We start from the raw sequence: 14,809 nt of genomic DNA, 5'->3' as shown, positions 1-14,809 counted from the left end.
GAAGCTCCAGGGGATGGATCGGGGAATCTGCCATGCTTGCCAATTAGTGTCACTATAAACTAATATGAAACTAAATGGCGGTCATCGGCACCATCAGGAAAGCGGAGAAATCGGCATGGATGGGACACAGCGGACGCAGGAAGGCATAGGCGCCAGCGTCATCCGCAAGGAGGACGCCCGGCACCTGCACGGGCGCGGCCAGTTCGTCGGCGACATCGCGCTGCCCGGCATGCTGGACGCGGCCATCGTGCGCAGTCCGGCGGCCCATGCGCGGCTGCGCGGCGTGCGCCGCCCGGCCGGATCCCTGATCTTCACGGCCGGCGACTTGGCCCTGCCCGACATCATGGCCCCGCACCTGCCGCCGGCCGCGCGGCAGGCGGCCATGCCCGTGCTGGCGAAGGATCGCGTGCGCTACGTGGGCGAACCGGTGGCGGTGGCGCTGGCGCCGACGCGCGCGCGGGCCGAGGACCTGGCGGAAACGGTCGAACTGGACCTCGATCCCCTGCCGGTGGCGATGTCCGTCGAGCAGGCCGCGGCCGAAGGCGCCGCCGTGCTGCATGACGGCTGGCCTGGCAACCAGATCCATGAATTCCGCTTCTGCAGCGGCCAGGACGGCGCGCTGCCCGGCCATCTCGCGCAGGCGCCCATCAAGGTCGAGGGTGTCTACCGCATGGCGCGCCAGTCGATGAACCCGATGGAAGGCAAGGGTTGCCTGGCCTATTGGGACGACCGGCAGGACCAGCTCATCCTCCATACCTCGACGCAGATCCCGCACCTGATCCGCGACGGCGTCAGCGACGTGCTGGGCCTGCCGCGGTCGCAGCTGCGCGTGATCGCGCCGGACGTGGGCGGCGGCTTCGGCTACAAGAGCATCCTGCAGGCCGAGGAAGTGCTGGTCTGCTGGCTGGCCCGGCGGCTGCGGCGACCGGTGCGCTGGCTGGAGGACCGCCGCGAGCACCTGATCGCCGCGGCCAATACCCGCGAGCAGCTTTACCGCGTCACCGCCTACGCGGACCGCGACGGCAGGCTGCTGGGCGTGGATGCCGACATCGCCATCGATGCCGGCGCCTATTCGGTCTATCCGTTCACCAACCTGCTGGACGCGGGCATGGCGGCCGGCGCGATTCCCGGCCCCTACGACATTCCGTGGTACCGCAGCCGCTCGCGCGCGTTGGCCACCAACAAGCCGCCGGTCGCCCCTTACCGGGGCGTGGCCCGGCCCGGCGCCTGCTTCGCCATCGAGCAAGCGCTGGACGCCGTCGCGCGCCAGGCCGGCCGCCCGGCCTGGGAAGTCCGGCTGGCCAATCTGATTCCCGCGCAGGCCATGCCCTACACGACCCTGAATGGCAGGGTCTACGACAGCGGCGACTATCCGGAGGCGCTGCGGCGCGCGGTGCACGCCATCCGGCCCCGGGCCCGGCAAGCGGCGGAAAGCATGGCCGCGCGGGAACATGCGGCCTCCCATCGCATCGGCGTGGGCGTGGCCTGTTTCGTCGAACTGACCGGACACGGCATGCGGGCCGCGCACGACTGGAAGCTGCCGGTGCGCCCCGCGCCGGAGCCCGCCACGGTACGGCTCAACGCCGACGGCACGCTGGAGGTCCGCCTGGGCCTGCAATCGCACGGCCAGGGCATGGAGACCACCATGGCGCAGGTGGCCCACGAGATCCTGGGCCTGCCGCTGGACGCCGTGCGCGTGCTGCACGGGGACACCGGCTTGTCCGCCTTTTCCACCGGCACCTATGCCTCGCGCGGCATGGTGATGGGCGGCGGCGCCGTGGCCGGCGCGTGTCGGGAACTGGCGCGGCGGCTGCAACGCCTGGGCGCGGTCCTGCTGGACTGCGACGCCGAGGACGTGGCCGTGGCGCACGGGCGCATACAGGGGCCATCGGCCAGCCTGACGCTGGCGCAGGTGGCGCGCATCTGGCACGAGGACTGCGGCGCCTTCGGCAACCCGGCCGAGCCGGCCAGCCTGGAAGTCACGCACGGCTACGAGCTGCCGGGCGAGGGCGCCTTCAGCTACGGCGCCCACGCGGCGGTGGTCGACGTCGACCTCGAGACCGGCTACGTACGCGTGGTGGACTATCTGGTGGTCGAGGACTGCGGCGTCGCCGTCAATCCCATGATCGTCGACGGCCAGGTCATGGGCGGCGTGGTGCAGGGCATAGGCAGCGCGCTGTACGAAGAATCGCTGTACGACGCGGCCGGGCAGCCCCAGGCATCGACGCTGGTGGACTACCTGCTGCCCTCGGCCGGCGACGTGCCCTTCGTGCACGTGGACCACCTGCACCATCCGTCGCCGTTCACCGAGTTCGGCATGAAGGGCGTGGGCGAAGGCGGTGCCATCCCCTCGGCCTCGGTCGTGTGCAGCGCGGTCAACGATGCGCTGGGCGGCGAGGGCGCCTGTCTGTCCGAACTGCCGCTGTCGCCCGCGCGCGTGCTGCGGGCGCTGGCCGACGCGCGCCGGACCGCGGCGCGCCACGAGGAGGCGGCATGAAGCCCTGTGCCTTCGACTACGTCCGGCCCGCCGACCTGGCGTCGGCGCTAGACACGCTGTCGGCTGGCGCCGACGTCCGGCCCATGGCGGGTGGCCAGTCGCTGGTGCCCGTCCTGTCCATGCGGCTGGCGCGGCCCGCGCGGGTGATGGACGTCTCGCGGCTGCGCGAATTGCAGGCCGGCGGCCGGCAGGGCGATGTCCTGGAACTGGGCGCCGCGGTCACGCACGCGCGCATCGAGGACGGCATCGCCGCATCGTTCGCGCAGGGCTACCTGACCCACGTCGCCGGCGGCATCGCCTATCGGGCGGTACGCAATCGCGGCACCGTGGGCGGCAGCCTGGCGCACGCCGATCCCATCGCCGACTGGCCCGTGGCGCTGCTGGCCGCCGGCGCCTCGGTGGTGGCGGCCAGCGCGGCGGGCCGGCGGGAACTGCCGCTGGAAACCTTCGCCGACGGCCCCTTCTCGCACACGCTGCGCGAGGACGAACTGCTGGTGTCCATCCGCCTGCCCTGGCGCTCCGAGGCCACGCGCTGGGCCTACGCCAAGCTCGCCCGCAAGGCCGGCGAGTTCGCGCAGGCCATCGCCGCCATCGTGATCGACCGGCCCGCCGGCTACGCGCGCGTGGCGGTGGCCGGCGCCGGCGGCACGCCCATGCTGCTGCCCGCGCTGGCCGAACGGCTGCTGCGCGGCGAGCTGCGCGGCTTCGACCTGGCGCAGGCGGGGCAGGCGCTGCGTGGCGGCGGCGCGCAGGCCGACGATCTGCACGCGGCCGCGGTGGCGCTGCGCCGCACGGTCCAGGAGTTGTCATGACCGAGCATCCCATTTCCCTGACCGTGAACGGCGCCGCCACGCGCGCCTGGGTCGAGCCGCGCACCTCGCTGGGCGACTTCCTGCGCGAGGACCGGCGCCTGACCGGCCTGCACCTGGCCTGCGAGCACGGCGTCTGCGGGGCCTGCAACGTCTACGTGGACGGCGCGCTGAGCCGGTCGTGCACCGTGCTGGCCGTTGCCTGCGAGGACCTGGAGGTCGCCACCATCGAGGCCTTCGACGACGATGCCCTGATGGCGGCGCTGCGGCAGGCCTTCTCGCGCGCGCATGCCTTGCAGTGCGGCTATTGCACGCCGGGCATGCTGATGTCCGCCCGCGACATCGTGACGCGCTTCCCCGACGCCGACGAGGCGACGATACGGCGCGAGCTGGCGGGCAACCTGTGCCGCTGCACGGGCTATGCCGGCATCGTGCGCGCCATCCTGGACGTGGTGCAAAGCGGAGCGGGACACCGGCTCGCCACGCCGGTGGCGGCGCCGCAGCCGGCGCACGGCGCGCCGGCGCCGGACTCCCTCCATCCCCGGCAGGCCATGCCCGCATCCCCGCCCGAGGCAGCGTCCGCCGCCGAACCCGCGGCCCTCGACATGGCCGCCCCCGTGGATACCGCCGGAATGACGCGCGTGTCCCGCCACTTCGACCTGCCCGTCCCCGCCGACCGGGTCTGGGACTTCTTCGGCGATCTGCCCCGCGTGTCGCGCTGCATGCCCGGCATGGAGGTCGAACACGTGGAAGGCGACCGGCTCCGGGGAAAGATGACGGTGAAGGCCGGGCCGATACGCGCGGTGTTCGATGCCCAGGCCCACGTCACGCGCGATCCCGCCGCGCGGCGCGGCACGGTCCACTGCCGGGGCGTCGATCGCATCACGCGCACGCAGGTCGTGTGCGAACTCGGCTACGCGCTGGCGGACGCGGCTTCAGACGCCACGTCGGTGCGCATCGACGCCGCCTTCCGGCTGGCCGGGCGGCTGGCCGAGTTCAGCCGCGCCGACGTGGTGCAGGCGCTGGCCGACCAGTTGACGGCCCGCTTCGCCGCCAATGTCGCGCACCAGCTGACGCAGGGCGGCCAAGCGCCCGCGGGCGCGCCCCCGGACGGCGGCGAACTCCGGCTGTCGCTGGCCCTGCTGGCGCGGCAGTTCGTTTCCACCCTGGCCGCCCGCGCCTGGCGCGTCCTGCGCCGCCAGCCCACCCAACGACCACGCAACGAGGACGAATCATGAAACACGCCGACGAGGAGGCCCTGGCCTACCAGCCGGGCTTCGGCAATCACTTCGTGTCCGAGGCATTGCCCGGCGCGCTGCCCCCGGACCAGAACAGCCCGCAGCGCGGCAACTACGGGCTCTACACCGAACAACTGTCCGGCACCGCCTTCACCGCGCCCCGGGCCGAGAACCTGCGTTCGTGGGTCTATCGCATCCATCCGTCGGCCGGCCACAGCCCCTTCGAACTGATCGACCACGGCATGCTGCGCACCGCGCCGTTCGACGAAGTCCCGACCACGCCCACGCAGCTGCGATGGAATCCGCTGCCCGCGCCCGCCGGGTCCGTCGATTTCATCGAAGGCCTGTTCACCATGGCGGGCAACGGCCACGCCGACACGCAGGCCGGCATGGGCATCCACCTGTACGCCGCCAATCGCTCGATGGGCGACCGAAGCTTCTACGACGCCGACGGCGAACTCCTGATCGTCCCGCAGTCGGGACGGCTGCGCGTGCGCACCGAGATGGGCGTGCTGCAGGCGGGGCCGGGCGAGATCGTCGTGGTCCCGCGCGGCATCAAGATGAGCGTGGACCTGCCCGACGGCCAGGCGCGCGGCTACGTCTGCGAGAACTACGGCACGCCGTTCCGGCTGCCCGAGCTGGGCCCCATCGGCTCGAACGGCCTGGCCAACCCGCGCGATTTCCTCGCGCCCGTGGCCGCCTACGAGCATCGCGCCGGCGATTTCGAGATCGTCGCCAAGTTCCGCGGCCGGCTGTGGTCGGCGCGCCAGCAGTGGTCGCCTTTCGACGTCGTGGCCTGGCACGGCACGCTGGCGCCCTACAAGTACGACTGCAGGAAATTCATGGCGATCAGCACGGTCAGCTTCGACCATCCCGATCCGTCCATCTACACGGTGCTGACCTCGCCTTCGGGCGATCCCGGCATCGCCAACGCCGACTTCGTCATCTTCCCCTCGCGCTGGCTGGTGGCCGAGCACTCGTTCCGTCCGCCCTGGTACCACCGCAACGTGATGAGCGAGTTCATGGGGCTGATCCACGGCGTTTACGAAGCCAAGGTCGAGGGCTTCGTGCCCGGCGGGTGCAGCCTGCACAACAGCATGAGCGCGCACGGTCCCGACCGCGAGACCTACGAGCGCGCCATCGGCGAACCGCTCGCGCCGGCCAAGCTGCCCGACACGCTGGCCTTCATGTTCGAGAGCCGCTACGTCATCTGCCCGACGGCGGCGGCCATGCAGTCCCCCACCCTGCAGGCCGACTACTGGCGCTGCTGGGCCGACCTGAAGATCCATTTCGATGGACCCGCAACTTCCGCCATGGAGAGCAAGAAATGATAGTGATCGACGCAGATGCCCACGTCATGGAATCCGAGGAGACCTGGTCCTTCCTCGAACCCGAATACCATGCGCGGCGCCCCGTGGTCGTGACCTTCCCCGAGGACACGTCGCTGGGCGTGTTCAACGCCGCCTGGCTGATCGATGAAAAGGTCCGGCTGTTCGGCGCCTCGCCCACGGCCGGCACGCGCTCGCTGCGCAAGAAGTACAACCTCGACTCGCAGCACCTGAGCAAGCCCGAGGAACGCCTGAAGGACATGGACAAGCGGCGCATCGACTACCAGGTCATCCACACCACCTTCGGCCTGTTGAACCTGTGCGAGGATCCGGAGCTGGAAGCCGCGCTCATGCGCAGCTACAACACCTTCATGGCGAAGAAGTGCGCCGAGTCGGGCGGGCGCATCATGTACAACGCACTGGTGCCCTTCCGCAGCCCGGATGCCGCCGTGAAGGAAATCCGCCGCGTCAAGCAGATGGGCGGCGCCGTGGCCGTGTTCATGCGCGGCATCGAATGGGACCGCCCCGTCAGCGACCCGAGCTTCTTCCCCATCTACGCGGAAGCCGAGAAGCAGGACCTGGCCATGGCGGTGCACGTGGGATCGGGCAGCCCCGGCCTGCGCCACCTGTTCGACACGCAGAAGCGCGTGGCCGGCGAAGAGCCGTTCTGGCCAGCGCGCATGAAGCGCTTCATCGGCCCCATCAGCGTGCAGTTCGGTTTCTACAGCCTGGCCGAGAGCTCGGTCGTGACGGACTTCCCCAAGCTGCGCTGGGCCTTCCTGGAAGCCACCGGCAGCGAATGGCTGCTGGGCGCGGTGGGCGCGCTGGAACGCGCCGGCAAGCCGGGCGCGCGCCGCCTGTTCGACGAAGGACGGGTGTTCGTCGGCTGCGAGCCGAGCGAGGACCTGGCCTACGTGGCCAACCGCTTCGGCTCGGATTTCCTGATCATCGGCAGCGACATGCCGCACCAGGACGAGGCCGCGCACGAGGACCTGGTGGGCGAATTCGAGGCCCGTACCGACCTGGCCCCCGAGCTGATGGAAAAGATGTTCTGGCGCAACGCCCAGCGGCTGTACGGCTTCGAGGCCCGGTCGGCGCTCCGGTCGGCCGCATGAGCGCGCCCACCCGGCCGCCCGAAGGGCGCGCGACCTTTCTCGGGAAGGATGTCGCGCAGCGACAGGAGGGTAGTCCAGTGAACGCCGCCCGCACGCGCCTCTGGTACACGCGCTGCCCGCTGCCCACCGCGTCGGGCCTCGCGCTCGACGCGGGCCTCCTGACCGGCGCCCTGGCCGGGCGGGGGGCGGCGCTGGCGGCGGTGGAGACCCTGGACACGCCGGATGCCCGGCAGTCCCACTTCACCCATGCGGTGGCCGGACTGTTCCGGCAGGGCGGCAACATCCCGCCGATCTGGGCGCGCGCGCGCGGCGCGAACACGGTGCTGGCGGGCATCGCGTGGACGCCGGAGTATCAGGCCATCCTGGCGCGTCCCGACGCGGGCATACGCGGCGTCGCCGACCTGAAGGGCAAGCGGCTGGCGTTGCCGGTACGCCGCTCCGGCGAGATCGATTTCTGGCGCGCGATGTGCCTGCGCGGCTACGATTCCGCGCTGCGCCTGGCCGGCCTGACCCTGGCCGACGTCACGCTGGTCGAGCTGCCGGTGGACGAGGTCTACATCGCCCGGCAGGGCGAGGACGAGGCCTCGCGCGCCTGGATGTGGGCCGGCGCGGCGCGCGTGCGGCGCCAGCAGGCCGAGACCTTCGCCTATGTGCGCGGCGAGGTCGACGCCCTGTATGCCTCGGGCGCACTGGGCCTGCAGTTGCAGGCGCTGCTGCAGGCGACCGAAGTGGTCGAGCTGGGCTTCCATGCCGACCGGCGCGCTCAGATCAACAATCAGGTGCCCAACATCCTGACCGTGGACGCCGACCTGGCCCGCAACCGGCCCGAGGTCGTCGCGGCCTACCTGTCCGCGCTGAACCGGTCCATAGCCTGGGCGCGCCAGCATCCCGGCGACGCGCTGCGCATCTACGCCAAGGAAGTGGGCGCGCCCGAGGAATGGATCGCGCCGTCCTACCGCGAGACGGATTTCCGGTCGCTGCGCGTCGGACTCGATCCGGAATTGATCGCGGCCGTATCGAGTCAGAAGGACTTCCTGCTCGAACACGGATTCATCCAGCACGACTTCGACGTCCAGGAATGGGTGTGCGACGAACCCATGCGGCTGGCCAGCCAGGAGACATGACATGAACGAACACCTGAACCCCGACGGGCTGGCCACGCCCAACGGCTTCTGCCACGTCGTGCGCTCGCGCGCGGCCACCACCATCCTGGTCGCCGGCCAGGTGGCCTACGACGAACAGGGCAACATCGTCGGCGAGAACGACCTGGCGACGCAGGTGGACCAGGTCTACCGCAACCTCGAACGCGCGCTGGCCGCCTGCGGCGCGACCTTCGCCGACGTGGTCAAGACCACCTTGTTCGTGAAGGACATGACACCGGAGAAGATCGCCATCATCCGGCAGGTGCGCGCGCGCTACCTGGCGCCCGACCGGCCGCCGGCCAGCACCATGATCGGCGTGCAGGCGCTGGCCAAGCCCGCCCTGATGCTGGAGGTCGAGGCCACGGCCATGCTGGACTGAGGACTATTCGGACGAAGCCGTGCGCCGGCGCGAGGGAAAGGTGCGGGACGAGGCCTGCCGCAAGATGGCGGCCTGGCTGAGCAGCCGGTCCACCAGGGCCTCCAGCACCCTGCGCTCGTCGGCGCTAAGCGGCTTGAGCAGGTCGCGTTCGTACTCGACCGCGCCGGGCGAGATCTCGTCGTAGATGCGGCGCCCTTCCTCCGTCAGCTCGATGGTGGAGCGGCGCCGGTCGTTCTCGTCCAGCGTGCGCGTCATCAGGTTCTTGTCCACCATCTCGCGCAGCGCCCGGCTGACCGTGACCTTGTCCATGCCGGAATAGTCGGTAAGTTCGGTAACGGAAGTGGGCTCGAGCTGCGCGGCGGCCGCCAGCATGCGCCATTGCGAGACATTCAGGCCGAAGCTGGGCGTATAGGTACGCTGCAGTCCGATACTGACGTCGTTGAGCAAGCGGGAGAGCTTGTACGGAAGGAAGTGCTGAAGTTCTAGTGTCGAGGCTTTCTTCATGTGTGGAGGGCTTGCACATGATCCCGGCGCCTCGGACTCGCGGCACCTGATCCGGCGGATTATAACGGAACGCTATATCGAAACGGCACGCGGCGCCAGGGCTGGCGCCGCGTGCCGTCGAGGCGGACGGTTCGGTGCGCGCCGCTCAGGCCGCGCTCTCCAGCGACACTGTACGGGCGTCGTAGCCATAGATCCAGCGGTAGCGTTCCTCTACCTGCTGCTGGCCCCATTCGCGCTCGATGTAGCGCTGCGCCTCGGCCGGATCGGCCAGCTCGGGATTGTGCACGCGCCGCACCTGTTCGGCCGAGCTGCGCGTGATGTTGGCCGTGCGCGGCCGGCGCAGCGCTTCGTAGCTGCGCAGCGCATGGCCGGCATCGTCGCCGTAGGCTTGCAGGCAGCGCGCCAGGATGAGTCCGTCTTCCAGCGCCATGTTGGCGCCCTGGCTGAGAAAAGGCAGCGTGGAATGGCAGGCGTCGCCCAGCAGGGTGACGCGGCCGTCGGTCCAGCGTTCGAGCGGCGCCCGCACCATCAGCGCCCACTTGTAGGGAATGGTGATGTTGCGGACCATCCGCTGCACGTGGGGATGCCAGCCGGCGAAGTCCGCCAGGCATTCCTCGGTGGTGCCGGCGGCGTTCCAGGATTCGATCAGCCAGTTGTCCTGGTCCACCATGCCGATGAAGTTCAGCAGCTTGCCCTGGCGCACCGGGTAGGTCACGATGTGCGCCGTGGGACCCAGCCACATGCTGCCGCCGACCAGATCGATCGTGCCCTGGATGGCTTCGGCGGGAATCAGGCCGCGCCAGGCCATGCAGCCGGTGAACGCCGGCTTGTCGGGCCCCAGCAGGATCTGGCGCACGCGCGAATGGATGCCGTCGGCGCCCACCATCAGCGGCGCCGTGGCCTCGGAGCCGTCGACGAAGCGCATGCGCACGCCGCGGTCGTCCTGCGACAGCGCCTCGAGCTGCTTGCCCAGGTGCACCGCGCCGGGCTTGGCCTGCAGCACCGCGCGCAGCAGCATGCCGTGCAGGTCGGCGCGGTGGAAGGTGACGTAGGGCGCGCCGTAGCTGTCGACCGACTGCTCGCCCAGCGGCATGAACGGCCGCTTCTGCCCGGTGTTCCAGAGGTAGGTGTCCTTGCCCTTGCTGAAGGTGGCGTACCGCTGCAGCTCGTCGCCCAGCCCCAGCTCCAGCAGGACCCGCGAGCCGTTGGGCGTGGTCTGGATGCCGGCGCCGACCTCCTTCAGGTCGGTGGCCTGTTCGTAGACGTCGACGTCGATGCCCCGCCGTAGCAGCGCCAGCGCCGCCGCCAGGCCGCCGATGCCGGCACCGATGATTGCCACATGCTGCGTCATGAATGAAGACTCCTAATATCAGGGAGAAGTATCGAGCTGGATGTTGGCGGCCTTGATCAGCGCCGTCATCTTGCCGCGTTCCTGGTCGATGTAGCGCGCGAACTCGGGCGGCGCCATGTAGGTGGGCTCTATGCCGGCATTGCGCAGGCTTTCCTGGACCCCGGGCGAGGCCATGGTGGCGCGCAGCGCGCCGGTCAGCTTCTGCACGACGTCCTCGGGCGTACCCTTGGGCACGACCATGCCCTGCCAGCCCGTCACGTCGAACGTCGGAAAGCCCGAAGCCGCCATGGTGGGCAGGTCGGGCATGAACTCGGTGGGCTTCTGGCTGCCCACGGCCAGGCCCCGCAGCTTGCCGGCCTTCAATTGCTGGCCGCCCGCCGCGTAGTCGATGAAGATGGCCTGGACCCGGCCGGCCATCAGGTCGGGCAGCGCGGGCGCCACGCCCTTGTAGGACACATGGGTGGCCTGGATGCCGCTCTGGAACTTCAGCATTTCCATCGCCAGGTGATGGGGCGTACCCACGCCGGGCGAGGCATAGCTGAGCGTGCCGGCCTTTTCCTTGGCCAGGCTGACGAACTCGGCCACCGAGCGCGCCGGGACCGAGGGCGACACCGCCAGGATCATCGGGAAGGCACCGGCCATGCCAAGCACCGCGAAGTCCTTCACCGGGTCGTAGTTGAGCGACTTGAACAGCAGCGCGTTGACCACGAAGGTGTTGGTGTTGCCCAGCATGAGCGTATAGCCGTCGGGCCGCGCCTTGGCCACCAGTTCGGCGGCGATGTTGGTCGATGCGCCCGGACGGTTCTCGACCACGATCTGCTGGCCCAGCCGCTCGGACATGGCGGGCGCGAGGATGCGCGCCAGGATGTCGGAGCCGCCGCCCACCGCGAACGGGACGATGAGCCGGATGGGATGGGTGGGATAGGCGCCGTCGTTGGCCTGGGCCGCCGGACCGGCAAGCATCAGGCCGGCGCCCAGACAGCAGAGAGGCGCCGCTTTGGGGAGGAAAGTCTGCATCTCGGATCCCTTTTCGGATGGAGTTCGGACAACCAGTGCCGGCCATATTTCCACAAACTTGTTCCGATGTAAACAATTTTGAAACTATATGGAGGGAAATCCTGACTCGTTGATCCGGCGGTTGAACGCCTACCTGCCCGGGGAGGGGTAAGACAGAATGATCAAGGCGTTGGCCGCCCGGCGGCCCCGCCTGCGTTCACAGCGCGGGGCCGGTCCCTTCGACGAAGGCCCGCACCAGGTGATGCGCGATGGCGTAGGGCCTGGGCGCGGACAGGCCCTCGGGATGCGTGCCGTCCAGCATCTGGCGGACTTCCTCGCGCGTGAACCAGCGCGCGTCTTCCAGCTCGTTGCGGTCGATCACGATGTCGGTGCCTTGCGCGCGGGCGAAGCAGCCTATCATCAGCGACGACGGGAAGGGCCAGGGCTGCGACGCGAAGTAGGCCACCTCGGCGCAGGCGATGCCCGCTTCCTCGCTGATCTCGCGCCGCACGGCGTCCTCGATGGTCTCGCCGGGCTCGAGGAAGCCCGCCAGGGCCGAATACATGCCCGCCGCGAAGCGCGGCTGCCGGCCCAGCAGGCAGCGGTCGCCGTCCACCGCCAGCATGATCACCACCGGATCCACGCGCGGGAAGTGCTGGGCGCCGCAGGCCGGACAGTCGCGCCGCCAGCCGGCGCAGGACACGCGGCTGGGTTCGCCGCAGTTGGCGCAATAGCGGTGCCGGTCATGCCAGCTCAGGATGGCCTTGGCGCCGCCCAGTTCACCCAGCAGGTCGGGCGGGAACAGGCCGCGCATGGCGATGCTGCGCAGGTCCAGCAGCTCCAGCCCGGGCCGCGCGGCGGCCGCCTCGGCCAACCCCGCGTCCAGCGCCACCGCGAATAGCGGGCGGCCCTGTTCGTCCTGCCCCAGGAAGATCTCCTGGCGCGCGGGCCCCAGGCCTATCCAGGCCTCGGCGGCGAACAAGGGAGAAGGCGCGCCCGCGCCCACGTCCAGCAGGGGCACGTCACCGACGAACACCATGAACCGGGCCGCCGCATCGTGCCGGCGCGCCCGGACGAACTCGGCATCGGCGCGCGCCTCGGACATGCGGTCGAGCGGATTGAGGCCGAAGCCCACGGCGGCGGAGCGATCGAAGGATGGCATGGGAAGGGGCGGCCACGCGCAGCGTGCCGCCGCAGAGTCGTCTGACCGACGATTCTACCGCCGCGCGTTCAGGAAGTGCCCGGATTGAGCAGCGTGCGCAGGCGCTGGCGCATCGGCGTCTCGGCCGGGGCGTCGTCCCCCAGCGCGCGGCGGATGAAATCGCGGCTCTGGCCGCTGCGCAGGTCCACTTCACGCGCGACCTGCCCGTCCTGGTAAAGGAAGGCGACGTCGGCCAATTCCAGCACGTCGTCGATGTCGTGCGTGATCATCAGCACGGGAACGCCCCATTGCCGCGCCACCTCGGCCAGTTCCTTGCGCAGTTCGCCGCGCAGCATGGGATTGAGCGCGGCGAAGGGCTCGTCCAGCAACAGCGCGCGGGGCTCGCAGGCCAGGGCCCGCGCCAGCGCCACCCGCTGCTGCTGGCCGCCCGACAACACGCCGGGCCGGCTGTCGGCCATGGCGGCCAGGCCGAAGCGGTCGATCAGGTCCTGCACGCGCCGTTCGTCCTCGGGCGCCAGGCGCCGCCGGCGCCACGAGGTCAGGCCGAAGGCGATGTTCTGGCGCACCGACAGATGCGGGAACAGCGCGTAGTGCTGGAACAGGTAGCCGATGCCGCGCGCGGGCGGAGCAAGGTCGATGCCGCGCGCGGCATCGAACAGGGTCCGGCCGTCCAGCCGGATGTGGCCGGCACCGGGCCGCAGCAACCCGGCCACCGCCTGCAGGGTCAGCGACTTGCCCGAGCCCGACGGCCCGTACAGCGCGACGAAGGGCGCATCGGAGGCGAAGCGCGCGGCCAGGTCGAAGCGCCGGTTGCCGTCGCGCACCGTCAGCGCGATGTCGACATCGATCACGGCTTGCCGAATCCGTAGCGATTCAACACCTGCTGGCCGGGGGCCGACAACAGGAAGTCGACGAAGGCCTGGGCCTGCGCCGGGTGCTTGCTGCCGGACAGCACGGCCACCGGGTAGGTCACCGGGGTATGGCCGCCGGCGGTCAGCGTGATCCTGACCTTGTCCTGCATGATGGCCGCGTCGGTGCGGTAGACGAAACCGGCGTCCACTTCGCCCCGGCTCACGTAGTCCAGCACCTGGCGCACGCTGTCGGCCTGGATGAACTTGGGTTCGAGCGAGGTCCACAGGCCGGCGCTGTCCAGCGCCTGCCTGGTGTAGTTGCCCACCGGCACGGTGGCGAGCTTGCCAATGGCGATGCGCTTGACCGGCGCGCCGGCCAGGTCCTGCAGCGAGGCGATGGCCGGGCCGCCCTGCACGGGCGTGACCAGCACCAGGCTGTTGGCGGCGAAATCGCGCCGCGTCGGCACGTCGATCAGCTTTTGCGCCACGGCCCTGTCCATCGTGGCCTGGTCGGCGCTGGCGAACACGTCCACCGGCGCGCCCTGGCTCATCTGCTGGAGCAGCGTGCCCGAGGCGGCGAAGTTCAGCCGCACCGTGGTGCCGGGATGCCGTTGTTCGAATTGCTTGCCGAGGTCCTTGAAGGCATTGGTCAGGCTGGCCGCGGCCGATACGGTGATCTCCTGGGCGAAGGCCGGGAACGGCAGGGCAAGGGCGAGCAGCAGGGCGGCGTAGCGGGCGCGGGACATGGGACTCCTTCAGCGTAGCGACAGGTAGCGGTTGCACGCCACCAGGATGGCGATGGAAATGGCGGAGGTGATGACCACCAGCAGCAGGGCCAGATCGTCCTGGCCGGCCTGCGTGGCGTCGTAGATGGCCATGGAAAGCGTTTGCGTGCGCTGGGGGATCGAGCCCGCCACCATCAGCGAGGCGCCGAATTCGCCCATGGCGCGCGCGAAGGCCAGCAGGGTGCCGGCCAGGATGCCCGGCCAGGCCAGCGGCAGCGTCACGCGCACGAACACCGACCAGCGCGACTGGCCCAGCGTGCTGGCGGCCGATTCGAGCGTGCGGTCGATGCCGGCGAAGGCAGCGCTGGCCGACTTCAGGACCAGCGGCAGGGCGACGATGGCGGAGGCCACGACCGCGCCGTGCCAACTGAAGATGATGGTGTAGTCGAAGTGCTCGTATATCCAGCCGCCCAGCGGACTGCGCCGGCCGGCCGCCAGCAGGATGGCGTAGCCGATGACCGTGGGCGGCAGCACCAGCGGCAGCATGAACACGGCTTCGGCCATCGAACTGCCCGGAAACGGCTTGCGCGCGAACAGCCACCCCAGGCCCACGCCCGCGACCAGGGCCAGTACGGTGGCCAGGGCCGCGACCTTCAGGGACAGGATCAGCGGAAAAGCGTCGAATGAATCCAGCAGCGCATTCGTCATATTC

Annotated in this window: 14 protein-coding genes; 7 read left to right on the top strand and 7 right to left on the bottom strand. The window is 70.1% G+C overall.

From position 1 onward, the window contains the following. Positions 1–115: 115 nt before the first annotated feature. The 7 genes from EGT29_RS28055 to EGT29_RS28025 all read left to right on the top strand — a co-directional run bounded on the left by EGT29_RS28055 (position 116) and on the right by EGT29_RS28025 (position 8,508). Positions 116–2,497 (top strand): xanthine dehydrogenase family protein molybdopterin-binding subunit, encoded by a 2,382-nt coding sequence (locus EGT29_RS28055; RefSeq protein WP_124692089.1) that lies wholly within the window; start codon positions 116–118, stop codon positions 2,495–2,497. Further along, complete coding sequence (locus EGT29_RS28050; protein ID WP_124692088.1) at positions 2,494–3,309, top strand: xanthine dehydrogenase family protein subunit M; 816 nt, start codon at positions 2,494–2,496, stop codon at positions 3,307–3,309. The genes EGT29_RS28055 and EGT29_RS28050 overlap by 4 nt, the downstream gene beginning before the upstream one ends. After that, positions 3,306–4,544, top strand: coding sequence for a 2Fe-2S iron-sulfur cluster-binding protein (locus EGT29_RS28045; RefSeq protein WP_124692087.1), 1,239 nt, complete (start codon positions 3,306–3,308; stop codon positions 4,542–4,544). The genes EGT29_RS28050 and EGT29_RS28045 overlap by 4 nt, the downstream gene beginning before the upstream one ends. After that, the gene (gene hmgA / locus EGT29_RS28040) at positions 4,541–5,875 is read left to right on the top strand and encodes a homogentisate 1,2-dioxygenase (RefSeq protein WP_124692086.1); all 1,335 of its coding nucleotides are present in this window, start codon (positions 4,541–4,543) and stop codon (positions 5,873–5,875) included. Before EGT29_RS28045 ends, hmgA begins: the two co-directional genes overlap by 4 nt. Next, entirely contained in the window at positions 5,872–6,987 is a 1,116-nt protein-coding gene (locus EGT29_RS28035) for an amidohydrolase family protein (protein WP_124692085.1), read from the top strand. The genes hmgA and EGT29_RS28035 overlap by 4 nt, the downstream gene beginning before the upstream one ends. Positions 6,988–7,064: 77 nt before the next feature. Beyond that, positions 7,065–8,111: an ABC transporter substrate-binding protein gene (locus EGT29_RS28030; protein ID WP_161568019.1), complete on the top strand. Its 1,047-nt coding sequence runs from the start codon at positions 7,065–7,067 to the stop codon at positions 8,109–8,111. A 1-nt stretch (position 8,112) separates the two neighbouring features. Continuing rightward, entirely contained in the window at positions 8,113–8,508 is a 396-nt protein-coding gene (locus EGT29_RS28025; protein ID WP_124692083.1) for a RidA family protein, read from the top strand. Between the two features lie 3 nt (positions 8,509–8,511). Here the strand turns inward: EGT29_RS28025 and EGT29_RS28020 are convergent, their stop codons facing one another. The 7 genes from EGT29_RS28020 to modB all read right to left on the bottom strand — a co-directional run bounded on the left by EGT29_RS28020 (position 8,512) and on the right by modB (position 14,805). Continuing rightward, positions 8,512–9,012, bottom strand: coding sequence for a MarR family winged helix-turn-helix transcriptional regulator (locus EGT29_RS28020; RefSeq protein WP_124692082.1), 501 nt, complete (start codon positions 9,010–9,012; stop codon positions 8,512–8,514). A 145-nt stretch (positions 9,013–9,157) separates the two neighbouring features. Then, positions 9,158–10,363, bottom strand: coding sequence for an FAD-dependent monooxygenase (locus EGT29_RS28015; protein ID WP_124692081.1), 1,206 nt, complete (start codon positions 10,361–10,363; stop codon positions 9,158–9,160). 18 nt (positions 10,364–10,381) lie between these two features. Continuing rightward, a complete protein-coding gene (locus EGT29_RS28010) occupies positions 10,382–11,380 on the bottom strand; it encodes a tripartite tricarboxylate transporter substrate binding protein (RefSeq protein WP_124692080.1) in 999 nt (332 codons plus the stop codon). Positions 11,381–11,576: 196 nt separating this feature from the next. Then, entirely contained in the window at positions 11,577–12,521 is a 945-nt protein-coding gene (nudC, locus tag EGT29_RS28005; protein ID WP_124692079.1) for an NAD(+) diphosphatase, read from the bottom strand. Between the two features lie 68 nt (positions 12,522–12,589). After that, positions 12,590–13,372, bottom strand: coding sequence for a sulfate/molybdate ABC transporter ATP-binding protein (locus tag EGT29_RS28000; RefSeq protein WP_124692078.1), 783 nt, complete (start codon positions 13,370–13,372; stop codon positions 12,590–12,592). Beyond that, positions 13,369–14,118, bottom strand: coding sequence for a molybdate ABC transporter substrate-binding protein (gene modA / locus EGT29_RS27995; RefSeq protein ID WP_124692077.1), 750 nt, complete (start codon positions 14,116–14,118; stop codon positions 13,369–13,371). The genes EGT29_RS28000 and modA overlap by 4 nt, the downstream gene beginning before the upstream one ends. 9 nt (positions 14,119–14,127) lie before the next feature. Continuing rightward, positions 14,128–14,805, bottom strand: a complete 678-nt coding sequence (gene modB, locus EGT29_RS27990) for a molybdate ABC transporter permease subunit (RefSeq protein WP_124692076.1) — start codon at positions 14,803–14,805, stop codon at positions 14,128–14,130. Positions 14,806–14,809: the final 4 nt, after the last annotated feature.

This window comes from Pigmentiphaga sp. H8, assembly GCF_003854895.1.
GTDB lineage: Bacteria > Pseudomonadota > Gammaproteobacteria > Burkholderiales > Burkholderiaceae_B > Pigmentiphaga.
This window is presented reverse-complemented; position numbering and strand designations above follow the sequence as displayed.